Origin of the sequence: Streptococcus sp. 20925_1_69 (genome assembly GCF_041432365.1) — a bacterium.
In the GTDB taxonomy this organism is placed as follows: domain Bacteria; phylum Bacillota; class Bacilli; order Lactobacillales; family Streptococcaceae; genus Streptococcus.
Window position 1 is genome coordinate 37,611 of record NZ_JAPVZL010000005.1, and the last position, 23,310, is coordinate 60,920.

At 38.5% G+C, this 23,310-nt stretch carries 21 protein-coding genes, 1 pseudogene and 1 other annotated feature; of the genes and pseudogenes, 19 read left to right on the forward strand and 3 right to left on the reverse strand.

The annotated features are described in order from the left end of the window. Positions 1-8 precede the first annotated feature (8 nt). The 12 genes from mecA (at position 9) to pezT (ending at position 12,511) form a co-directional block, all read left to right on the forward strand. Positions 9-746, forward strand: a complete 738-nt coding sequence (gene mecA, locus O3601_RS04570; protein WP_371471375.1) for an adaptor protein MecA — start codon at positions 9-11, stop codon at positions 744-746. Positions 747-897: 151 nt separating this feature from the next. After that, on the forward strand, positions 898-2,184 hold the full coding sequence (locus tag O3601_RS04575; protein ID WP_371471377.1) for a homoserine dehydrogenase: 1,287 nt from the start codon (positions 898-900) through the stop codon (positions 2,182-2,184). 1 nt (position 2,185) lies between these two features. After that, positions 2,186-3,055 (forward strand): homoserine kinase, encoded by an 870-nt coding sequence (gene thrB / locus O3601_RS04580; protein ID WP_020903203.1) that lies wholly within the window; start codon positions 2,186-2,188, stop codon positions 3,053-3,055. Positions 3,056-3,269: 214 nt separating this feature from the next. Then, a complete protein-coding gene (msrB, locus tag O3601_RS04585; RefSeq protein ID WP_371471378.1) occupies positions 3,270-4,208 on the forward strand; it encodes a peptide-methionine (R)-S-oxide reductase MsrB in 939 nt (312 codons plus the stop codon). Positions 4,209-4,268: 60 nt separating this feature from the next. Continuing rightward, positions 4,269-5,993, forward strand: a complete 1,725-nt coding sequence (locus O3601_RS04590) for an ABC transporter ATP-binding protein (protein ID WP_371471380.1) — start codon at positions 4,269-4,271, stop codon at positions 5,991-5,993. A 1-nt stretch (position 5,994) separates the two neighbouring features. Further along, positions 5,995-7,743, forward strand: a complete 1,749-nt coding sequence (locus tag O3601_RS04595) for an ABC transporter ATP-binding protein (protein ID WP_371471381.1) — start codon at positions 5,995-5,997, stop codon at positions 7,741-7,743. Between the two features lie 114 nt (positions 7,744-7,857). Then, positions 7,858-9,117: a TRZ/ATZ family protein gene (locus tag O3601_RS04600; protein WP_371471383.1), complete on the forward strand. Its 1,260-nt coding sequence runs from the start codon at positions 7,858-7,860 to the stop codon at positions 9,115-9,117. A gap of 75 nt (positions 9,118-9,192) precedes the next feature. Then, positions 9,193-9,328: a sequence feature (ribosomal protein L10 leader region), on the forward strand. Positions 9,329-9,366: 38 nt separating this feature from the next. Further along, positions 9,367-9,867 (forward strand): 50S ribosomal protein L10, encoded by a 501-nt coding sequence (gene rplJ / locus O3601_RS04605; protein ID WP_004259693.1) that lies wholly within the window; start codon positions 9,367-9,369, stop codon positions 9,865-9,867. 72 nt (positions 9,868-9,939) lie between these two features. Next, positions 9,940-10,308 carry a 50S ribosomal protein L7/L12 gene (rplL, locus tag O3601_RS04610; protein WP_001196965.1) on the forward strand — a complete coding sequence of 123 codons (369 nt, stop codon included), beginning with the start codon at positions 9,940-9,942 and terminating at the stop codon, positions 10,306-10,308. Between the two features lie 579 nt (positions 10,309-10,887). Next, a complete protein-coding gene (locus tag O3601_RS04615) occupies positions 10,888-11,112 on the forward strand; it encodes a hypothetical protein (RefSeq protein ID WP_371471384.1) in 225 nt (74 codons plus the stop codon). Between the two features lie 152 nt (positions 11,113-11,264). After that, entirely contained in the window at positions 11,265-11,741 is a 477-nt protein-coding gene (pezA, locus tag O3601_RS04620) for a type II toxin-antitoxin system antitoxin PezA (RefSeq protein WP_247933199.1), read from the forward strand. Further along, entirely contained in the window at positions 11,741-12,511 is a 771-nt protein-coding gene (gene pezT / locus O3601_RS04625) for a type II toxin-antitoxin system toxin PezT (protein WP_371471386.1), read from the forward strand. Before pezA ends, pezT begins: the two co-directional genes overlap by 1 nt. A 342-nt stretch (positions 12,512-12,853) precedes the next feature. On the opposite strand, the gene O3601_RS04630 is transcribed toward pezT, so the two are convergent. Then, positions 12,854-13,750, reverse strand: a complete 897-nt coding sequence (locus tag O3601_RS04630; protein ID WP_371471387.1) for a tyrosine-type recombinase/integrase — start codon at positions 13,748-13,750, stop codon at positions 12,854-12,856. Between the two features lie 92 nt (positions 13,751-13,842). Between O3601_RS04630 and O3601_RS04635 the strand changes: the two genes are divergently transcribed. Next, complete coding sequence (locus O3601_RS04635) at positions 13,843-14,415, forward strand: hypothetical protein (protein WP_371471389.1); 573 nt, start codon at positions 13,843-13,845, stop codon at positions 14,413-14,415. A 3-nt stretch (positions 14,416-14,418) separates the two neighbouring features. On the opposite strand, the gene O3601_RS04640 is transcribed toward O3601_RS04635, so the two are convergent. Further along, on the reverse strand, positions 14,419-15,669 hold the full coding sequence (locus tag O3601_RS04640; RefSeq protein ID WP_371471390.1) for a hypothetical protein: 1,251 nt from the start codon (positions 15,667-15,669) through the stop codon (positions 14,419-14,421). Positions 15,670-15,812: 143 nt separating this feature from the next. Between O3601_RS04640 and O3601_RS04645 the strand changes: the two are divergent. The 3 genes and pseudogenes from O3601_RS04645 to O3601_RS04655 all read left to right on the forward strand — a co-directional run bounded on the left by O3601_RS04645 (position 15,813) and on the right by O3601_RS04655 (position 18,626). Further along, positions 15,813-16,671 (forward strand): annotated as a pseudogene (locus O3601_RS04645) (IS630 family transposase). A 289-nt stretch (positions 16,672-16,960) separates the two neighbouring features. Further along, positions 16,961-17,965: an NADP-dependent oxidoreductase gene (locus tag O3601_RS04650; RefSeq protein WP_371471392.1), complete on the forward strand. Its 1,005-nt coding sequence runs from the start codon at positions 16,961-16,963 to the stop codon at positions 17,963-17,965. A gap of 16 nt (positions 17,966-17,981) precedes the next feature. Next, positions 17,982-18,626, forward strand: coding sequence for a TetR/AcrR family transcriptional regulator (locus O3601_RS04655; RefSeq protein ID WP_371471394.1), 645 nt, complete (start codon positions 17,982-17,984; stop codon positions 18,624-18,626). 96 nt (positions 18,627-18,722) lie between these two features. Here the strand turns inward: O3601_RS04655 and gdhA are convergent, their stop codons facing one another. Next, positions 18,723-20,069 (reverse strand): NADP-specific glutamate dehydrogenase, encoded by a 1,347-nt coding sequence (gdhA, locus tag O3601_RS04660; RefSeq protein ID WP_371471395.1) that lies wholly within the window; start codon positions 20,067-20,069, stop codon positions 18,723-18,725. A gap of 202 nt (positions 20,070-20,271) precedes the next feature. Here gdhA and O3601_RS04665 point away from each other — a divergent pair, with 202 nt between their 5' ends. From O3601_RS04665 to sodA, 3 genes are all read left to right on the forward strand, one after another. Further along, positions 20,272-21,207: a dihydroorotate oxidase gene (locus O3601_RS04665; RefSeq protein ID WP_049520690.1), complete on the forward strand. Its 936-nt coding sequence runs from the start codon at positions 20,272-20,274 to the stop codon at positions 21,205-21,207. Between the two features lie 32 nt (positions 21,208-21,239). Next, positions 21,240-22,277, forward strand: a complete 1,038-nt coding sequence (gene holA, locus O3601_RS04670) for a DNA polymerase III subunit delta (protein ID WP_371471397.1) — start codon at positions 21,240-21,242, stop codon at positions 22,275-22,277. A 369-nt stretch (positions 22,278-22,646) separates the two neighbouring features. Further along, a complete protein-coding gene (sodA, locus tag O3601_RS04675; protein WP_371471398.1) occupies positions 22,647-23,252 on the forward strand; it encodes a superoxide dismutase SodA in 606 nt (201 codons plus the stop codon). Positions 23,253-23,310: the final 58 nt, after the last annotated feature.

Genomic DNA, 23,310 nt, shown 5'->3' on the forward strand with positions numbered 1-23,310 from the left:
TACTAGCAATGAAAATGAAACAAATTAGTGATACAACTTTGAAAATCACGATGTCTTTAGAGGATTTGATGGATCGAGGCATGGAGATTGCTGACTTTCTCGTTCCTCAAGAAAAAACAGAAGAGTTCTTTTATGCTATCTTGGATGAATTAGAGATGCCTGAGAGTTTTTTGGATACAGGCATGTTGAGCTTCCGTGTGACTCCAAAACCGGATAAGGTCGATGTCTTTGTAACTAAATCAAAGATTGACCAAAATCTAGATTTTGAAGATTTATCGGATTTACCAGATATGGAAGAATTGGCCCAAATGTCGCCAGATGAATTTATCAAAACCTTGGAAAAAAGCATCGCAGATAAAACCAAGGATGATATCGAAGCGATTCGATCTCTAGAGCAAGTTGAAGCCAAGGAAGAAGAGCAGGAGCAGGCTGAACAAGAAGTTGAAAGCAAGAAAGAGCCGTACATCTATTACATCCTTTCTTTCGCAAAATTAGCTGATTTAGTTGCTTTTGCCAAGACAGTGACTTTTGAGATGGAAACCTCTGAACTCTACAAGATGAATGAGCGCTATTATTTGACCATTTTAGTGGATATTGAAAATCATCCAAGTCCATATCCAGCTTGGCTTTTGGCACGTATGCGCGAGTTTGCAGACGATAGTGACATCAGTCGCTCAGTCTTGCAAGAGTATGGTCAAGTCTTGATGAATCACGATGCAGTGCTCAATTTGCAAAAGATTGGATAATCATTTCTGGAAAGCTATTTCTAGATTTTAAGAAGAGCGAATCGTCTGATTCGTTTTTTCTTTTTTAGACTGAAATAGTGATTTACTATAATAGGAATTTTCACAAAATTCTGTTATAATGGCTATATTAGAAAATTTCGAGGAGATAAACATGACAGTTAAAATTGCTTTACTAGGATTTGGTACCGTTGCAAGTGGTGTGCCTTTCCTCCTAAAGGAAAATGGGGAAAAAATCAATCAATCAGCACATTCAGATATTGAAGTTGCTAAGGTATTGGTCAAGGATGAAGATGAAAAGAACCGCTTGCTTGCAGCAGGGAATGACTTTAACTTTGTAACCAATGTGGATGATATTTTATCAGACCAAGATATTACGATTGTAGTGGAATTGATGGGGCGTATCGAACCTGCTAAGACCTTTATCACTCGTGCCTTGGAAGCTGGGAAACACGTTGTCACTGCCAATAAGGACCTTTTGGCTGTCCATGGTGCAGAATTGTTAGAAATCGCTAAAGCTAATAAGGTAGCACTTTATTACGAAGCAGCAGTAGCTGGTGGTATTCCAATTCTTCGTACTTTGGCAAATTCATTAGCTTCTGACAAAATCACGCGCGTGCTTGGAGTAGTCAACGGAACTTCTAACTTCATGATGACCAAGATGGTGGAAGAAGGCTGGTCTTACGATGATGCTCTTGCGGAAGCGCAACGTCTAGGATTTGCAGAAAGCGACCCGACAAATGACGTGGATGGGATCGATGCAGCCTACAAGATGGTCATTTTGAGCCAATTTGCCTTTGGCATGAAGGTTGCCTTTGACGATGTAGCCCACAAGGGAATCCGCAACATCACACCAGAAGACGTAGCTGTGGCTCAAGAGCTTGGTTATGTAGTGAAATTGGTTGGTTCAATCGAGGAAACTCCTTCTGGTATTGCTGCAGAAGTGACTCCAACCTTCCTTCCCAAAGCGCACCCACTTGCCAGTGTGAATGGTGTGATGAACGCCGTCTTTGTAGAATCTATCGGTATTGGTGAGTCTATGTACTATGGACCAGGTGCTGGTCAAAAACCAACTGCAACAAGTGTGGTGGCGGATATTGTCCGTATCGTTCGTCGCTTGAATGATGGTACCATTGGCAAAGACTTCAACGAATATAGCCGTGACTTGGTCTTGGCTAATCCAGAGGATGTCAAAGCAAATTACTACTTCTCAATCTTGGCTCCAGACTCAAAAGGTCAGGTCTTGAAACTTGCTGAAATCTTCAACGCTCAAGATATTTCCTTCAAGCAAATCCTCCAAGATGGCAAAGAGGGTGACAAGGCACGTGTTGTGATTATCACACACAAGATTAATAAAGCTCAGCTTGAAAATGTCTCAGCTGAATTGAAGAAGGTTTCAGAATTCGACCTCTTGAATACCTTCAAGGTGCTAGGAGAATAAAATGAAGATTATTGTACCTGCAACCAGTGCCAATATCGGGCCAGGATTTGACTCGGTCGGTGTAGCTGTAACCAAGTATCTTCAAATCGAGGTCTGTGAAGAACGAGATGAGTGGTTGATTGAACACCAGATTGGCAAATGGATTCCTCATGACGAGCGTAATCTCTTGCTCAAAATTGCCTTGCAAATTGTACCGGACTTGCAACCAAGACGTTTGAAAATGACCAGTGATGTTCCCTTGGCGCGTGGTTTGGGTTCTTCTAGCTCGGTTATTGTTGCTGGAATTGAACTAGCCAACCAACTGGGCCAGCTCAACTTGTCAGACCATGAGAAATTGCAGTTAGCGACCAAGATTGAAGGACATCCTGACAATGTGGCTCCAGCCATTTATGGTAATCTCGTTATTGCAAGCTCCGTTGAAGGACAAGTCTCTGCTATCGTAGCAGATTTCCCAGAGTGTGATTTCCTAGCCTACATTCCTAACTATGAATTGCGAACTCGAGACAGCCGTGGTGTCTTACCTAAGAAATTGTCTTACAAAGAAGCTGTTGCAGCTAGTTCTATCGCCAATGTGGCGGTTGCGGCCTTGTTGGCAGGAGACATGGTGACCGCTGGGCAAGCAATTGAGGGAGACCTCTTCCACGAGCGCTATCGTCAGGACTTGGTGAGAGAATTTGCGACGATTAAGCAAGTGGCCAAAGAAAATGGTGCCTATGCAACCTACCTCTCTGGTGCTGGGCCGACAGTTATGGTCTTGGCTTCTCATGACAAGATGCCAACGATTAAGGCAGAATTGGAAAAGCAACCTTTCAAAGGAAAACTTCATGATTTGAAAGTTGATACCCAAGGTGTCCGTGTTGAAGCAAAATAAAGAATAGAAGATAGGATGGGGAAACTCTTGACCAGAGGGCTTCCTATCCTTTTTTTGAAAAGAAGTTTATACTCAATGAAAATCAAAGAGCAAACTAGGAAGCTAGCCGCAGGTTGCTCAAAGCACTGCTTTGAGGTTGCAGATGTAAGCTGACGTGGTTTGAAGAGATTTTCGAAGAGTATTAGTTAAAAAACTTGATAAAGGAGAAATAAAGATGGCAGAAATTTATCTAGCAGGTGGTTGTTTTTGGGGCCTAGAGGAGTATTTTTCACGCATTTCTGGAGTGCTAGCAACCAGTGTTGGCTACGCTAATGGGCAAGTAGAAACAACTAATTACCAGTTGCTCAAGGAAACAGACCATGCAGAAACGGTTCAAGTGATTTACGATGAGAAGGTAGTGTCACTAAGAGAAATTTTGCTCTATTATTTCCGAGTTATCGATCCCTTATCCATCAATCAACAAGGGAATGACCGTGGTCGCCAATATCGAACTGGGATTTATTACCAAGATGATGCAGACTTGCCAACTATCTACACTGTAGTGCAGGAGCAGGAACGTATGCTGGGGCGAAAGATTGCAGTAGAGGTGGAGAAACTACGTCATTACATTCTGGCTGAAGACTACCATCAAGACTATCTTAAGAAAAATCCTTCTGGTTATTGTCATATCGATGTGAGCGATGCTGAGAAACCTTTGATTGATGCCTCTAACTATGAAAAGCCTAGTCAAGAGGTGTTAAAGGAAAGTTTATCAGAAGAATCCTATCGTGTTACCCAAGAAGCTGCTACAGAGGCTCCATTTACCAATGCCTATGACCAAACCTTTGAAGAGGGAATTTATGTAGATATCACGACAGGTGAGCCACTCTTTTTTGCTAAGGATAAGTTTGCTTCAGGATGTGGTTGGCCAAGTTTTAGCCGTCCGATTTCCAAGGAATTGATTCATTATTACAAGGATATGAGCCATGGAATGGAGCGAATTGAAGTTCGTTCTCGGTCAGGTAATGCTCACTTGGGGCATGTTTTCACAGATGGCCCTCGGGAGTTAGGTGGCCTCCGTTACTGTATCAACTCTGCCTCTCTGCGCTTTGTGGCTAAGGATGAGATGGAAGAGGCAGGATATGGCTATTTATTGCCTTACTTAAACAAATAATACAGAGATGGTGGGCGCTTCCCACTTTCTTTATTTCTAGAATACGAATAGAAGGGATTTATGAAACACCTATTATCTTACTTCAAACCCTACATCAAGGAATCCATTTTAGCCCCCTTGTTCAAGCTGTTAGAAGCTGTTTTTGAGCTCTTGGTTCCCATGGTGATTGCTGGGATTGTTGACCAGTCCTTGCCTCAGAGAAATCAAGGACATCTATGGATGCAGATTGGTCTACTCCTTATCTTTGCAGTGATTGGCGTTTTAGTGGCCTTGATAGCTCAATTTTACTCAGCAAAGGCAGCAGTAGGTTTTGCCAAGGAATTGACAAACGACCTTTATCGTCATATTCTTTCCTTGCCCAAGGATAGCAGGGACCGTCTGACCACTTCTAGCTTGGTCACTCGCTTGACTTCGGATACCTACCAGATTCAGACTGGTATCAATCAATTCCTGCGTCTCTTTTTGCGAGCGCCCATTATCGTTTTTGGAGCCATTTTTATGGCCTATCGCATCTCGGCTGAGCTGACTTTCTGGTTCTTGGTCATGGTTGTCATTTTGACCATTGTCATTGTAGGCCTTTCTCAGCTGGTCAATCCTCTCTACAGTAGTCTGAGAAAGAAAACGGACCAACTAGTTCAGGAAACACGTCAGCAATTACAAGGAATGCGGGTTATTCGTGCTTTTGGACAAGAAAAACGAGAGTTACAGATTTTTCAAACTCTTAACCAAGTCTATGCTAGATTACAAGAAAAGACAGGTTTCTGGTCCAGTTTATTAACACCCCTGACCTATCTGATTGTTAATGGAACCCTCCTTATTATTATCTGGCAGGGATATGTTTCTATTCAAGGAGGATTGCTAAGTCAAGGTGCTCTCATTGCCCTAACCAACTATCTCCTACAGATTTTGGTGGAATTGGTCAAGCTAGCTATGCTGATAAATTCCCTAAACCAGTCCTATATCTCTGCTAAGCGAATTGAGGAAGTCTTTGCTGAGGCTCCAGAAGATATCCATTCAGAATTAGAACAAAAGCAAGTTACTAGCAATCAGGTTTTACAAGTTCAAGAACTGACCTTTACCTATCCTGATGCGGCCCAGCCTTCTCTGAGAGATATTTCCTTTGATATGCAGCAAGGGCAAATCCTTGGTATCATTGGAGGAACAGGTTCTGGTAAATCAAGCTTAGTACAACTCATACTTGGACTTTATCCAGCAGACAAGGGGAGCATTGACCTCTATCGAGATGGATCTAGTCCTCGTAATTTGGAGGAATGGCGGTCTTGGATTGCCTATGTGCCCCAAAAGGTCGAACTCTTTAAGGGAAGCATTCGTTCCAACTTGACTCTAGGTTTAGATCAAGAAGTAACTGATCAAGAACTCTGGCAAGCCTTGGAGATTGCGCAAGCAAAGGATTTTGTCAGTGAAAAGGAAGGACTCTTGGATGCCCTAGTTGAGGCAGGAGGACGAAATTTTTCAGGTGGACAAAAACAAAGGCTGTCTATCGCACGAGCAGTCTTGCGCCAGGCTCCTTTTCTCATCCTAGACGATGCGACTTCGGCCCTCGACACCATTACCGAGTCCAAGCTCTTGAAAGCTATCCGAAAAAATCTGCCAAATACGAGCTTAATTTTGATTTCTCAAAGAACATCGACTTTACAGATGGCTGACCAGATTCTCCTCTTAGAAAAAGGAGAACTCCTAGCTATCGGCAAGCACGAGGACTTGATGAAATCCAGTCAAGTTTATCGCGAAATCAATGTATCCCAACATGGTAAGGAGGACTAGTATGAGACGACAAACTGCAAACCAGACGCTCAAACGTTTGGCAAAAGATTTAGCAAGCAATCCCTTCCTCCTTTTCCTAGCCTTTCTAGGAACCATTGCCCAAGTTGCCTTATCGATTTACCTACCTATCTTGATTGGGCAGGTTATCGACCAAGTCCTAGTGGCTGGTTCATCACCAGTTTTTTGGCAGATTTTTCTCCAGATGATCTTGGTAGTCATAGGAAATACCCTTGTGCAGTGGATCAATCCTCTCCTCTATAATCGTCTAATCTTCTCTTATACCAGAGACTTGCGAGAGCGAATCATCCATAAGCTCCATCGTTTACCGATTGCTTTTGTAGATAGTCAAGGCAGTGGAGAGATGGTCAGTCGTGTAACCACAGACATCGAACAGTTGGCAGCTGGCTTGACCATGATTTTTAACCAATTTTTCATTGGCATCTTGATGATTTTGGTTAGTATTCTAGCCATGCTGCAAATTCATCTCCTCATGACTCTTTTGGTCTTGTTGTTAACGCCACTATCTATGGTGATTTCACGCTTTATTGCCAAACGCTCCTATCATCTCTTTCAAAAGCAAACAGAGACAAGGGGGATTCAGACTCAGTTGATTGAAGAATCGTTGAGTCAGCAGACTATCATCCAGTCCTTCAATGCTCAAACAGAGTTTACCCAAAGACTGCGTGAGGCTAATGATAACTACTCAGGCTATTCGCAGTCAGCTATCTTTTATTCCTCAACGGTTAATCCTTCGACTCGCTTTGTCAATGCGCTCATTTATGCGCTTTTAGCTGGAGTGGGAGCTTATCGTATCATGATGGGGTCCACCTTGACCATCGGGCGTTTAGTAACCTTTTTGAACTATGTTCAGCAATACACCAAGCCCTTTAACGATATTTCTTCAGTGCTAGCTGAGTTGCAAAGTGCCTTGGCATGTGCAGAGCGTGTTTATGCTGTCTTAGAAAGTCCTGAGGTGGCTGAAACAGGTAAGGAAGTCTTGACCAGTGACCAAGTTAAAGGAGCAATTTCTTTTAAACAGGTTTCTTTTGGCTACAATCCTGAAAAGATTTTGATTAAGGATTTATCAATTGATATTCCAGCTGGTAGCAAGGTGGCAATCGTTGGTCCTACAGGTGCCGGAAAATCAACCCTTATCAATCTTCTCATGCGCTTTTATCCCATTAACTCGGGAGATATCTTGCTAGACGGACGATCCATTTATGACTATAGTCGTGCCTCTTTACGCCAGCAGTTTGGAATGGTGCTCCAAGAAACCTGGCTCAAGCAAGGAACCATTCATGACAATATTGCCTTTGGTAACCCTGAAGCCAGTCGGGAGCAAGTGATTGCTGCTGCCAAAGCAGCCAATGCAGACTTTTTCATCCAACAGTTGACACTGGGATACGATACCAAGTTGGAAAATGCAGGAGAATCTCTCTCTGTTGGTCAGGCCCAGCTCTTGACTATCGCCCGAGTCTTTCTAGCTATTCCCAAGATTCTCATCTTAGACGAGGCGACTTCTTCTATCGATACACGGACAGAAGTATTGGTTCAGGATGCCTTTGCTAAGCTCATGAAGGGGCGTACTAGCTTTATCATTGCTCACCGTCTGTCTACCATTCAGGATGCGGATTTGATTCTTGTCTTGGTGGATGGCGACATTGTTGAGTATGGGAACCATCAGGAACTCATAGCTCGAAAGGGCAAGTATTACCAAATGCAGCAAGCTGCCGCTTTTAGCTCAGAATAAGCCTTTCTCTTTTGAAATTTTATAGACGAAAAAAGTTGCCTTCGGGTGACTTTTTTGTTACAATAGCTAGAAAAATTATTCACTGTAAATTGTCTTATAGAAAAGGAGCATAGAATGAAAGTCTATCAGCATGTAAATATCGTGACTTGTGACCAAGATTTCCATGTTTATTTGAATGGAATCTTAGCAGTTAAGGATTCTCAAATTGTCTATGTTGGTCAAGAGAAGACAGAGATTTTAGAGCAAGCTGAGCAGATTATAGACTATCAGGGAGCCTGGATTATGCCTGGATTGGTCAATTGCCATACCCATGCTGCTATGACAGGCTTGCGAGGAATTCGGGATGACAGTAATCTCCATGAATGGCTCAATGACTATATCTGGCCAGCAGAAGCTGAGTTTACACCAGATATGACTATCAAAGCGGTCAAAGAAGCTCTGACAGAAATGCTTCAGTCAGGGACAACAACCTTCAATGATATGTATAATCCCAATGGAGTGGAGATTGAGCAGATTTATCAGGCAGTCAAGGCTTCCAAGATGCGTTGTTATTTCTCACCGACCCTCTTTTCTTCAGAGACAGAAACAACTGCTGAGACTATAAGCAGAACACGAGCTATCATCGAGACAATCATAGGATATGAAAATCCAAATTTCAAGGTGATGGTGGCACCACATTCTCCCTACAGCTGTAGTAGAGACTTGCTGGAAGCGAGTTTAGATATGGCAAAAGAGTTGAATATTCCTATCCATATTCATGTTGCGGAGACCAAGGAGGAGTCAGGCATTATCCTGAAACGCTACGGCAAACGCCCCCTTGCCTTTCTAGAAGAATTGGGTTACTTAGATTATCCGTCTGTCTTTGCTCACGGGGTCGAATTAAACGAGAGAGAAATTGAACGCTTGGCATCCTCTCAAGTGTCTATTGCCCATAATCCTATTAGTAACCTCAAACTGGCATCAGGAATTGCTCCAATTATCCAGCTCCAAAAAGCGGGAGTAGCAGTCGGAATTGCCACTGACTCGGTAGCTTCCAACAACAACCTTGATATGTTTGAGGAAGGACGAACAGCAGCTCTCTTGCAGAAAATGAAGAGTGGAGATGCCAGCCAGTTTCCAATCGAAACAGCCCTCAAAGCTCTAACGATAGAAGGGGCTAAGGTTCTAGGAATGGAAAATCAGATAGGAAGTCTGGAAGTTGGCAAACAGGCAGATTTTCTCGTTATTCAACCACAAGACAAAATTCATCTCCAACCCCAAGAAAATATGCTCTCTCACCTGGTTTATGCTGTTAAATCCAGTGATGTAGATGATGTTTATATCGCCGGAGAACAGGTTGTGAAGCAAGGCCGAGTCCTGACAGTAGAACTGTAAAAGAACAATCACGAAAAATTTTAAAAAAAGTTTGCAAAAATCTTGCATTCTTTTTTTGACTATGCTATACTTATATACGGTTTGAAAAAACTGCCTAAGACAGTAGGGGAGCTCGACTCATAAGTATCCTACCGAGGACAAAACGTATCATGTAAAAAGAAGCGTATTGTACTTTCGTGTCTAGGTTTGGGCGCGTTTTTCTTTTGGAAAAATTCCCCAAGCAAAATAATAACGGAGGTGAACACACTAATGAGTGAAGCAATTATTGCTAAAAAAGCGGAACTAGTTGACGTAGTAGCTGAAAAAATGAAAGCTGCTGCATCTATCGTCGTTGTAGACGCTCGTGGTTTGACAGTTGAGCAAGATACAGTTCTTCGTCGTGAGCTTCGTGGAAGCGAAGTTGAGTATAAAGTTATTAAAAACTCAATCTTGCGTCGTGCAGCTGAAAAAGCTGGTCTTGAAGAACTTGCATCAGTATTTGTTGGACCATCTGCAGTAGCATTTTCTAACGAAGATGTTATCGCACCAGCGAAAATCTTGAACGACTTTTCTAAAAACGCTGAAGCACTTGAAATCAAAGGTGGTGCAATCGAAGGCGCTGTCGCATCTAAAGAAGAGATTCTTGCTCTTGCAACTCTTCCAAACCGCGAAGGACTTCTTTCTATGCTCCTTTCTGTACTTCAAGCGCCAGTGCGCAACGTTGCTCTTGCAGTCAAAGCGGTTGCAGACAACAAAGAAGACGCAGCTTAATCTTAAGCTACGCAGCGTAGCCTAGCTACGAAAATCTATTATAAATTTAAAACATATTTGGAGGAAATAACAATGGCATTGAACATTGAAAACATTATTGCTGAAATTAAAGAAGCTTCAATCCTTGAATTGAACGACCTTGTAAAAGCTATCGAAGAAGAATTTGGTGTAACTGCAGCTGCTCCTGTAGCTGTTGCTGCAGCTGGTGCTGCTGACGCTGGTGCTGCTAAAGATTCATTCGACGTTGAATTGACATCTGCAGGCGACAAAAAAGTTGGCGTTATCAAAGTTGTACGTGAAATCACAGGTCTTGGTCTTAAAGAAGCTAAAGAACTTGTTGACGGTGCACCAGCACTTGTTAAAGAAGGCGTTGCAACTGCAGAAGCTGAAGAAATCAAAGCTAAATTGGAAGAAGCTGGAGCTTCAGTTACTCTTAAATAAGTGGCATATACCAATTAGAATTCGGAATACTATAGTATCAGCCTTTTAGAATCGTGAACACATTTTAGAAACTGATAAATTAATTTAGTTTCCTACCAAAAACCCTACCAAAAATTAATTTGGCAGGGTTTTTCTTTTTAATAAAATTATTTTGGAGAACAGGGCTCGTTTTAAAATGACCAGAAGTAAGCTATGTATAGATTCTAATTATATTAGAACTTCGTATTTCAAATTTTGTAGAAATTTTTAAAAACCCTGACTATCGTTGTCACTATTTTGCAAAACATAAAAAATCAGAGTCAGATTTAGATTTTGCGGAATTTGTCTTTCAAAATCGGGAAAATCCAGATGAATTACAACACCATTTTGATTTTATCTATGGTGTTCAGACTGATGATAAACCAATCCAACCCAAGCTTTAGCTCGTTTTCGTCAGAATGAAATTACAAAAGAAGAAATGCTTGCTGAGTTTAGAAAACCCTATTCTTTTAAACAATTATCCATTCACAACCAATCTTTTTGTGATATAATGAAAATAGAGAAGATTTATCAATCAAAAACAGGAGAGGAGTTACAAAAATGGCAGTAGTATCATTGGAAAATAATATTAAACTATATAGTTCAGAATTATTTCAAGCACTATTAAAAGCCTCTAATTATAAATTGGATGAGCGTATTGCTCAGACTGTTGCAGAAGGCTATGCTCGTAATCTAGATTATTCTGATCTTGAACTGATGCATATTGGTGTAACTTCGGTTGCTAACAATCTGCTTACAAAAATTAAACGAGAGTATTTTATATAGTATTTTGAAAAGCCACCGAAAAAGGAATTATTCTTTAAGGTGGCTTTTTTAGAAGTAAAGCTTAGGCTAGAAAAACAAGAAACAACACACCAAAATTGGTGCGTTTTGCTTTTTTATGCTATAATGGAATTATAAACATAAAGGAGTTTCCCATGATTGGAAAAAACATAAAATCCTTACGCAAAACACATGACTTAACACAACCCGAATTTGCCCGAATTATAGGAATTTCTCGGAACAGCTTAAGTCGGTATGAAAATGGAACGAGTTCAGTCTCTACGGAACTAATAGATATAATCTGTCAGAAGTTTAATGTATCTTATGTCGATATTGTAGGAGAAGATAAAATGCTCAATCCTGTTGAAGATTATGAATTGACTTTAAAAATTGAAATTGTGAAAGAAAGAGGTGCTAATCTATTATCTCGACTCTATCGTTATCAAGATAGTCAGGGGATTAGCATCAATGATGAATCTAATCCTTGGATTTTAATGAGTGATGATCTATCTAATTTGATTCATACGAATATCTATTTAGTAGAAACTTTTGATGAAATAGAGAGATATAGCGGCTATTTGGATGGAATTGAACGTATGTTAGAGATATCTGAAAAACGGATGGTAGCTTAATGGAAATCCAAGATTATACTGATAGCGAATTCAAACATGCTTTAGCACGGAATCTTCGTTCACTGACAAGAGGAAAAAAGTCCAGTAAGCAACCTATAGCGATTTTGCTTGGAGGGCAAAGTGGTGCCGGTAAGACTACAATTCATCGTATTAAACAGAAAGAATTTCAAGGAAATATTGTTATCATAGATGGTGATAGTTTTCGTTCTCAGCATCCACACTATTTAGAACTGCAGCAAGAATATGGCAAAGACAGTGTTGAATACACCAAAGATTTTGCAGGAAAATTGGTAGAGTCTTTAGTAACCGAATTGAGTCATTTGGGATACAATCTTTTGATAGAGGGAACTTTACGAACAGTTGATGTTCCAAAGAAAACAGCACAACTCTTGAAAAATAAGGGATATAAAGTACAATTAGCCTTGATTGCGACAAAGCCTAAGCTGTCCTATCTGAGCACTCTTATCCGATACGAAGAACTGTACGCTATCAATCCAAATCAAGCACGCGCAACTCTAAAAGAACATCATGATTTTATCGTAAATCATCTAGTTGATAATACACGACAATTGGAAGAACTATCTATCTTTAAAAGAATTCAAATTTATCAACGAGATAGAAGTTGTGTATATGATTCAAAAGAAAATACAGCTCCAGCAGCAGATATTCTTCAAGAGTTACTGTTTGGGGAGTGGAGTCAGGTAGAGAAAGAAATGCTTAAATTAGGAGAAGAAAGATTGAAAGATTTAACTAATCGAAATGGTTGTTAGAGTTAGAATTTTAAAATAAAGTCTATTTAGGATAAAAAAGGTCTTTAAAATCAGAAAAACGCATAGTCTCAGGTATTGAAAAACTTGAAATTATGCGTTTTCTTATGGGAAGATTTACTCCATTTTCTTCAGGAATTAAGATTTTGCCCATCTCTTTTTATTATATTTAAGAATATTTGAAGACAGTATTTTAGAAAACAATTATGGAGTTTTAATACGGAATATAGTATAAATACTGATTCAAAGTGAGGTTTTGTATGTTTGTTGCTTTTGTTGAGTATAAGATTTATTAACTAAAGTCGAACTACAAACATTAATTTAAGATGAAGTAAAAAATGTCTCTTACTCGATTTCAGAATGAATCACTGACATAGGATTGAAAGAACTAAGTATTTCTTTTTGTTTAGAATGAGATACGTGAGTATAGATTTGTGTGATTGATATAGAACTGTGTCCAAGAATTTGTTGAATATATCGAATATCTACATCACTATCTAGAAGCATTGTCGCAAAGCTATGTCTAAACATATGCGGTGTAATAGTTCTAGAAAAGTTATTTTGTTCAACGATTCTCTTTATTACTAAACGTACACTTTGCTCTGACAATGGTTTAAGTGAATGTTTCCCTGGGAACAAGAAATCATTGGATTCATTTCTTGTTTTATTTATATATGTTTCTAATAAATTGAATGTTTTTTGATCTCCTAAAAATAGGATACGTTCTTTCTTACCCTTTCCTATAATATGGAGTGTCTTATTGGAAAGATTAATGTCTTTGAGATGAATGTGGCAAAGTTCAGAAATTCTGATGCCTGTTGAAAGTAAAAGTGAAATAATTAGTAGATTTCTTTCAGCGTGTTGTTTTTGATAGTCAGTTTTAGATACAATTACTTTCCGTTCTAAATATATAAAAATGCTTTTCAGGATGTCATACGGAATCGTTTTAGGCAATACTTTTTCAGTTCTAAATTGAAAGCGCAATTGATTGAAGGGATTCTCTTCAATTATGTTCTGGTATTTTAGATAGTTATAAAACACCTTCATACAAGCAATTTTTCTTCTTAATGTATTCGTTTTTATGTTAGATTGTGTCAACTGTTCTATATAGGATTCGACATTATCATAGTCTGAGTTATAAAATTGCATAAGATCATTCTTATAAGCGCGAATCGTGTGCGAACTCAAACGCTTATGAGTTTTGCAATAATCTAAGTAAGTAGAAATAAGTTTATAATCCATAAAAATCTCCTTTATCAATAATCATGCTATTATAAACCTATTTAGGTGCTTTGTATAGTGATAATAAATTGTTATCGGTAGGAGAATTTTCTATGAGTGAAAACAAAATACAGGTATTTCTGAGTAGACCAAACCCTTTTACTCAACATCAAAGCTTTTTTATCAAGGAATTTACAAAATTGTTAAAGCAAAGTGGTTTTGAATGCGTTACATTACAAGCGGCTGAATACTCCCCATATGAAGTGATGACTTCTTTACGGGAAATAATACAAAGAAGCTATGGTATTATTGTTTTAGCATTTGGTCAAACATTTATTAATGAAGGAGTTAGAAAAAAGGATGCAGAAATAAATCCTGACTTTTTTGCATCAAAAGAAATCCACTTAAAAAACAAGTGGATAACTAGTGTTTATTGTCACATTGAAGGGATTTTAGCTCTCACTTTTGGACTTCCCATGTTAACAATTCCACAAGAAAATATAACAAAGGAAGGGATTTTAAAGCAAGGCGAATATTCAATTACAGCCCCAGAATTCGAATTGAACACAAAAGACGAAATCCTTCACTATTTACATTCAGATGAATTTCAAAAGAGCCTCCAAGAGTGGAAAACTATGGTTGAACAAAAATATAAATTTGTAAAAGATGGGGAACATACTTATTAAAATCTAGTCATTTATCAGTAAGCGTATTTTTGATAAATCTTTTTTTAATATCTCTCTACCTTCTCGAATTGTTTTAGACTGTCTATCAGTCAGTCCAGTAATATCAATTTTTAAGTCGGAAATTAAACCTGAAATAAATAACAATTCTTCTTGATTAGATTTCAACCAAATATCGTCATATTCGCTAGATTTACGAACTAAAGTAGACAGTGACCCTAAGATATATTTTGCGGTATATTTAGCAGTATAGTAATGCTCTTTTATAACCTCTATGTCTGTCTCTACATCTGCAATTTTTAATAAATTGGCACAATAATTTCTGGCACAATAAATATTATTATCTTCATAATTCATACCTAGACGATAGAAGTGAATTGCAGACAGTAAGTCATTTTTATTTTTAGTAATATAGAAGATACGTAAATAAATTGCTCCATATATGCCTAAAATTTTATGAAAAGTTGTTGTTTTTATATCAAGATATGGAATTATTTTTTGTTGAGAATCTTTTAAGTTATCGATATTTGTTTCATCTTTTTTATATGAAGATAGAAGATAACCCGCAACTATTTCATCTTCAACAAATCCACTATCTAAGATTTGTTTATATATTATTTCAGCCTCTACATATTGTTGAGAATCTTTTAAAGCATTAGCTACTTTAGTTAATTCACTCCATGATTGTTGTGAATTAGATGTGGTAGTATTACTTTGAGAAGATGTTAAAGAATTGCTAATAACACGGTACAAATTTGAATGAAAAACAGGACTATCGATAAAGTGGTCATCAGAATTTTTTGCGTTATCAATATAACTTGATAGTAACTCCTGTATTCTTTTAAATTCCGAATACTCATTTAATTTATCAGAATCATATCTAATTTGAGGTAAATCTTGGATATCAAAAAACTTTATTTGAGCAGTATGATTATCACACAATATAATAGTTGATTTGGGTTTCATAGCATGACGTAATCCTAATTCATAGATTGCATTTTGATTCAAAGTTGTAATATCTGCTATTACAATATCGGCCTTAAATATTCCCTCAATGAATGTTTTTGTTATACTTTGTGTTGTATATACCTCATCAGCCCTGAATTGCTCTTGACCATAAACAGATGTTAGCTTCTTTGAAATGATTGTTGGTTTAATAAGTTCGTTATAGACGAAATTTAAATCTACTTCAATATTAGTATTTGGAATCTTTTTTGTACCAAATCCCATGACAACAAAACATGTTTTACTATCCATATGTCATTCTCCTACCGATAACAATTTATTATCACTAGTATACCATAAATTCATCTTTAGTAGCTTGATTTATATCATAGTTTACTATTTAAAATTATAGTAAAATGAAACAAAAATAGTACATAATGTGGTATAATCTTCTTATGGCATATTCAATAGATTTTCGCAAAAAAATTCTCTCCTATTGTGAACGAACGGGTAGTATAACAGAAGCATCACACCTTTTCCAAATCTCACGTAATACTATTTATGGCTGGTTAAAGCTAAAAGAGAAAACAGGAGAGCTAAACCATCAAGTAAAAGGAACAAAACCAAGAAAAGTTGATAGAGATAGACTCAAAAACTATCTTACTGACAATCCAGACGCTTATTTGACTGAAATAGCTTCCGAATTTGGCTGTCATCCAACTACCATCCAACTACCATCCACTATGCTCTCAAAGCTATGGGCTACACTCGAAAAAAAAGAACCACACTTACTATGAACAAGACCCAGAAAAAGTAGCTTTATTTCTTAAGAATTTTAATAGTTTAAAGCACTTAGCACCTGTTTATATTGATGAAACAGGATTCGATACTTATTTTTATCGAGAATATGGTCGCTCATTAAAAGGTCAGTTAATAAGAGGTAAAGTATCTGGAAGAAGATATCAGAGGATTTCTTTGGTTGCAGGGCTAACAAATGGTGAATTAATCGCTCCAATGACTTACGAAGAGACGATGACGAGCGACTTTTTTGAAGCTTAGTTTCAGAAGTTTCTCTTACCAACATTAAATACACCATCAGTTATTATTATGGACAATGCAAGATTCCATAGAATAGCTAAGCTAGAGATTTTATGCGAAGAGTTTGGGCATAAACTTTTACCTCTTCCTCCCTACTCACCTGAGTATAATCCTATTGAGAAAACATGGGCTCATATCAAAAAGAACCTCAAAAAGGTATTGCCGAGTTGTAATACCTTTTACGAGGCTCTTTTGTCCTGCTCTTGTTTCAATTGACTATAAATAATAGAGCGACTACATTAGTAGCTTAAAAACATGATTAAACCGCTATTCTTAGGAGTAGCGGTTTTTATTTTTATGTGCCAGGGGGCAAAAAAGGGAAAGGAATCTTTAAAAGTGAGGAGAGTTAGATTGAAAGAATCATATTGGTAAATCGAAATGATGGATATTTGTATCATGTCATAAATCGTTATCAAACGATAATATTGATTTTCTTACAAATTAAGAGTATAATTTATAAAAATGAGTGCTCACTCAATTTTTGTGAAATTAAGGAGTAAAGAAAATGGTTGTTGAAGCAATAGAGTACAGTCGTTTCGGTAACGAAGAGGTCTTGGATTTGCTGAAGATCGACTCTACAGCCTTGGATGTAAATCAAGTGAGAGTAGAAGTTCATGCTGTTGGTTTAAATCCTATTGATTATAAAACTTTTGAGGGAGCGAAACCCCTTCGATTCCTATCTTTTATAACGAAATTAAGGAAACCAAGTCGTTGGTTTGAATCTAAATCATCTTTATTTCCAAGAGGTGTGGGGAGAGATTTTTCTGGAGTTATTACAGAAGTTGGAAATGAAGTAACTAGGTTTTCAGTAGGAGATAAGGTGTTTGGAACAATGATTAGGGATCCTGGTTTGGGAACTAAGAGGGGAGCTTTAGCAACAGAAATTTGTGTCAATGAATCAGAAATTGTATTGAAACCAGAGATGATCGACATGACTCACGCAGCTACTATGGGAGTAGGTGCTCTAACTGTGGGTGGGGCTTTTAGAAGAATCGGTTTAAATTCAAGGGATACTGTTGTTATTTCAGCTGCAGCAGGAGGTATTGGAAGTATTGCAGTACAGTATGCAGTTGCTAAGGGGGCGACAGTGATTGGAATAGCAAGTAAGAAAAATGTAGAGTATCTGAAGTCTTTAGGTGCCATACCAGTAAGTTACGAAGAGAATATCAAGAAGGCTCTTTTATCAGCTAGTCCAACGCCTATTACAAAATTTTTGGATTGTTATGGATCTGATTATGTTAGATTGGCTTTTAGTTTAGGCTTGAAGGGGACAGCTATTGGGACATTAGTACCTTCACCCTATGTTATGATAAAAGGTGCTCAGTTTACAGGTCCGAGACATTCCAAATATGATGATTTTAGCACTTTATCTGAAATGGTCTCAGACGGGAAGGTTCAGCTGAAAATTGATCAAGTATATGAGTTTTCTCTAAAGTCTGTTAGAGAAGCCTATCGTAGTCTGAAAATGGGACACAGTCGAGGCAAAAAAGTCGTAAAAGTAAGAGGGTAGAAGAGAGGTGCTAGTGATGGAAAGTTTAGAACAAAAGTATGCTCAGACGTTAGAAGTTAGCAACTTGAGCTTGAAACAACGTCGAGTATTATTATCAAGCTTAAAATTATTCTCAGAAATTGGATTTGAGAATACAACGTCCAGCCTTATTGCCGAACGCGCTGGAGTGTCAGAAGGAACTGTTTTTAGTTACTTTAAAACAAAGGAAGGTATTTTAGAAGCCATTTTATCTACTTTTCTAGAACAGGTTATTCCAGAAGTAATTGCGGATTTCTCAGAAAAAAAATTCACAGTAGATCAAGAAACTTTTCCCTTCTTTTTAAAAAGTATTGTTCGAGATAGGCTCTTTTTCATTCATGAGAATCCAATGCAGGTTAAAATTCTCTTGAGTCGTTCTTTTATTGATAATACTATTTCTAACCAGTTAGGAAATGTTATTGTTCATTCTATTATTAGGCCAATTAGTCCAGTTCTTAATCAGTTTAAAGAAAAGGGACTCATCAGAAATTGGTCGAACGAAAGAATCGTTCGCTACATGTTAGCCTTGACTCTTTCTTATGTTCTTCCAATGATGTTGAATGATAATGAGGATCTAGATATAGATGAGGCAGTAAATGAAATAGTTGAATGCTTATCTTTTGCATTAGTAGAAGTAGAATAAATCTTGATTTTAAGCTTACTATTTTAAATAGTGAGCTTTTTTGAAGCCAAACTAAAAATCCCCAATCATAGTGATTGAGGATTGAGCAAATGAATATTAAACAATACCTTGTGCGATCATAGCATTTGCTACATTTTCAAAGGCAGCAATGTTAGCTCCTGCAAGGTAGTCTTTATCAAGACCGTATGTTTCAGCAGTTGTTTTAGCTGTGTTGAAGATGTTTGTCATGATGTCTTTGAGACGTCCATCAACTTCTTCACGAGTCCATGAGAGGCGAAGACTGTTTTGGCTCATTTCAAGGGCTGAAACGGCTACACCACCAGCGTTGGCAGCTTTGGCAGGTCCGTAGAAGATACCATTTTCTTTGTAAACTTTGATGGCATCAAGGTCGCTTGGCATGTTGGCACCTTCAGATACACAGATCACGCCTTGAGCAACCAAACGTTTAGCTGCTTCACCGTTGATTTCGTTTTGAGTCGCACATGGAAGAGCGATGTCATAGTTTCCAGCGTAAGTCCATACAGAACCTTCATGATAAGTAGCAGTTGCTTTCTCAGCTGCATACTCAGTCAAACGAGCGCGACGTTTTTCTTTAACATCAACCAAAAGATCGAAGTCGATACCATTTTCATCGATGACATAACCATTTGAGTCAGAAACAGAGATAACAGTTGCACCGAGTTCAGTCGCTTTTTGAAGAGCGTATTGGGCAACGTTACCAGAACCTGAAATAACAACTTTCTTACCAGCAAAGCTGTTGCCGTTAGCTTTAAGCATTTCTTCAGTGTAGTAAACCAAGCCATAACCAGTTGCTTCTGGACGAATCAAGCTACCACCAAATCCAAGAGGTTTACCAGTCAAGACACCAGCATCAAATTGGTTAAGGCGTTTGTATTGACCGTAAAGGTAACCAATTTCACGTCCACCAACACCGATATCACCAGCAGGTACGTCAAGTGATGGTCCGATGTGTTTTTGCAATTCAGTCATGAAGCTTTGGCAGAAACGCATCACTTCAGCATCTGTTTTACCTTTAGGATCGAAGTCTGATCCACCTTTACCTCCACCGATAGGAAGTCCAGTCAAGACGTTTTTGAAGATTTGTTCAAATCCGAGGAATTTCAAAATCCCTTGGTTTACAGTTGGGTGGAAACGAAGTCCGCCTTTGTATGGTCCAACAGCTGAGTTGAATTGAACACGGTAACCACGGTTTACTTGAACTTTTCCATCACGGTCAACCCAAGGAACACGGAAAGAAATTACGCGTTCTGGCTCAGTTATACGTGCCAAGATATTTTCTTCGATATACTCAGGGTGTTTTTCAAATACAGGTTCTAGAGTGTTGAAAAATTCTTCAACAGCTTGGAGGAATTCAGCCTCGTGCCCGTTACGAGCTTTTACAGTTTCAAACACGCTTTGGATATATTCTTTAGCAGATGTCATATCGTTCTCCTTAAATTCTAATTTAATTATGTGTGTCATTATAGCAGAATTTTTTTTGAGTGTAAAGAAAAAAACAGAAATTTTCTAAAAATTCTTTCAATTTACAAAACCGAACGTTTTATATAGAAATTAGTTTCTCAAAGAGAAAATCTTAAAGTATGGTATAATATTAGAAATAAAAGGAATCTGGAGGATCAGAATCATGGTATCAACGAAAACACAAATTGCTGGCTTTGAGTTTGACAATTGCTTGATGAATGCAGCGGGTGTGGCTTGTATGACGATAGAAGAGCTTGAAGGGGTCAAAAACTCAGCAGCGGGTACTTTTGTCACGAAGACAGCGACCTTGGACTTTCGTCAGGGCAATCCTGAGCCACGTTATCAGGATGTTCCACTTGGTTCTATCAACTCCATGGGCTTACCAAATAATGGTTTAGACTATTATTTGGACTATCTTTTGGACTTGCAGGAAAAAGAGCCGAACCGTACTTTCTTCCTTTCCCTAGTCGGCATGTCTCCAGAGGAAACGCATACCATCTTGAAAAAAGTCCAAGATAGTGAATTCAAAGGACTGACAGAGCTTAATCTTTCTTGTCCAAATGTTCCAGGAAAACCTCAGATTGCTTATGATTTTGAGACAACAGACCGTATCTTGGCAGAAGTATTTGCCTACTTTACCAAACCTCTTGGAATCAAGTTGCCACCATATTTTGATATTGTCCACTTTGATCAAGCGGCAGCTATTTTTAACAAGTATCCACTTAAGTTTGTCAACTGTGTTAACTCTATCGGAAACGGTCTTTACATAGAAGACGAGTCAGTCGTGATTCGTCCTAAAAATGGTTTTGGTGGCATTGGTGGAGAGTATATCAAACCGACTGCTCTAGCGAATGTGCACGCCTTTTACCAACGTCTCAATCCCCAAATCCAAATCATCGGAACGGGTGGCGTTCTTACGGGTCGTGATGCCTTTGAACATATCCTCTGCGGTGCTAGTATGGTGCAAGTAGGGACCACTCTTCACAAAGAAGGTATCAGTGCTTTTGAACGCATTACCAATGAACTAAAAGCAATCATGGCGGAAAAAGGATACGAGAGCCTAGAAGATTTCCGTGGGAAATTGCGCTATATTGATTAAGTTTAATAAAAAATCAGAAGAAAGGAGAGATGATGCTTGCCATTGAAGACAGTCAGACGTTGACTTTATCAAATCTATCTAGCTTGAATCTATTTACAGGGACAGATCAGGGCCAGTTTGAAGTTATGAAGAGTCAAGTGTTGAAACAGATTGGTTATGATCCAGCTGATCTCAATTTTGCTTACTTTGATATGAAAGAAGTAGCTTATAAAGACTTAGAGTTGGAGCTGGTCAGTCTCCCTTTCTTTGCGGATGAGAAAATCGTGATATTAGACCATTTTGTCGATATCACAACAGCCAAGAAACGCTTTTTAGCAGATGATGAGTTCAAGTCGTTTGAGGCATACCTTGATAACCCTTCGCCAACAACCAAGTTATTGATATTTGCAGAAGGAAAGCTAGATAGTAAGAGACGGCTGGTCAAATTGCTCAAACGAGATGCGACTGTATTTGATGCTATTGAACCCAAGGAACAAGAACTGCGCCAGTATTTCCAAAAATGGAGTCAGACACAAGGTCTGCAGTTTGTGGGGCAATCCTTTGAAAATCTACTTCTCAAATCTGGTTTTCAATTTAGTGAAATCCAGAAAAACCTCCTTTTTTTACAGTCTTATAAATCAGACGGCGTGATTGAGGAGAAGGACATTGTCGAGGCTATTCCAAAGACTCTGCAGGACAATATTTTTGATTTGACTCAGCTTATCTTGGGCAAAAAGATTGATCAGGCCCGTGATTTGGTTAGAGACTTGACCTTGCAAGGAGAAGATGAAATCAAGCTCATAGCTGTCATGTTAGGACAATTTCGGACTTTTACTCAGGTGAAAATTTTGTCAGAGTCTGGGCAAACAGAATCGCAGATTGCAAGTAGTCTAGGAAGTTTTCTCGGACGCAATCCAAATCCCTATCAAATCAAGTTTGCGCTGAGAGATTCAAGAGGACTTTCCTTGAGCTTTTTGAAGCAAGCTATTTCTTATTTGATTGAGACAGACTATCAGATTAAAACAGGTCTTTATGAAAAGAGTTTCCTTTTTGAAAAGGCACTCCTACAGATTGCTAGTCAGGTAAATTGATATTTTTTGAAACTACAACCTGCGTCAGGATTATCTTGTCGTGGGTTTCTTAGTGATTTACTTATTTTATACTCAAGGAAAATCAAAGACCAAACTAGGAAACTAGCCGCAGGTTGCTCAAAGCACTGCTTTGAGGTTGTAAATAAGACTGACGAAGTCAGCTCAAAACATGTTTTTGAGGTTGCGGATGAAACTGACGAAGTCAGTAACTATATCTACGGCAAGGCGACGTTGACGCGGTTTGAAGAGATTTTCGAAGAGTATTATTAGAAAGTATTTCAGTGATTTCTTCATCTATAAGCAAAAAACTTGAAAAAAGTGAATGTTTGCGTTATCATTTTCATATAGAAAGAAAAAGAGGTATTACAGATGGCTATTATCTTACCAGATCTTCCATATGCATACGACGCTTTGGAACCATACATCGATGCGGAAACAATGCACTTGCACCATGACAAACACCATCAAACTTATGTCAACAATGCTAATGCAGCTCTTGAAAAACACCCTGAAATCGGTGAAGATCTTGAAGCCTTGCTTGCTGATGTAGAATCTATCCCAGCTGATATCCGTCAAGCGCTTATCAACAATGGTGGTGGACACTTGAACCACGCTCTTTTCTGGGAATTGATGACTCCTGAAAAAACAGCTCCATCAGCAGAACTTGCAGCAGCAATCGATGCAACATTTGGTTCATTTGAAGAATTCCAAGCAGCCTTCACTGCAGCAGCAACAACTCGCTTCGGTTCTGGCTGGGCATGGTTGGTTATTAACAAAGAAGGTAAACTTGAAGTAACTTCAACAGCAAATCAAGACACACCAATCTCAGAAGGTAAAAAACCAATCTTGGGCTTGGACGTTTGGGAACATGCTTACTACGTGAAATACCGCAACGTGCGTCCTGACTACATCAAAGCTTTCTTCTCAGTGATCAACTGGAACAAAGTAGATGAATTGTACGCAGCTGCTAAATAATGATAGTTGGAGGGAAGAATTGTTCTTCTCTTTTTAAGGTTATATTATTTTGGTCTGA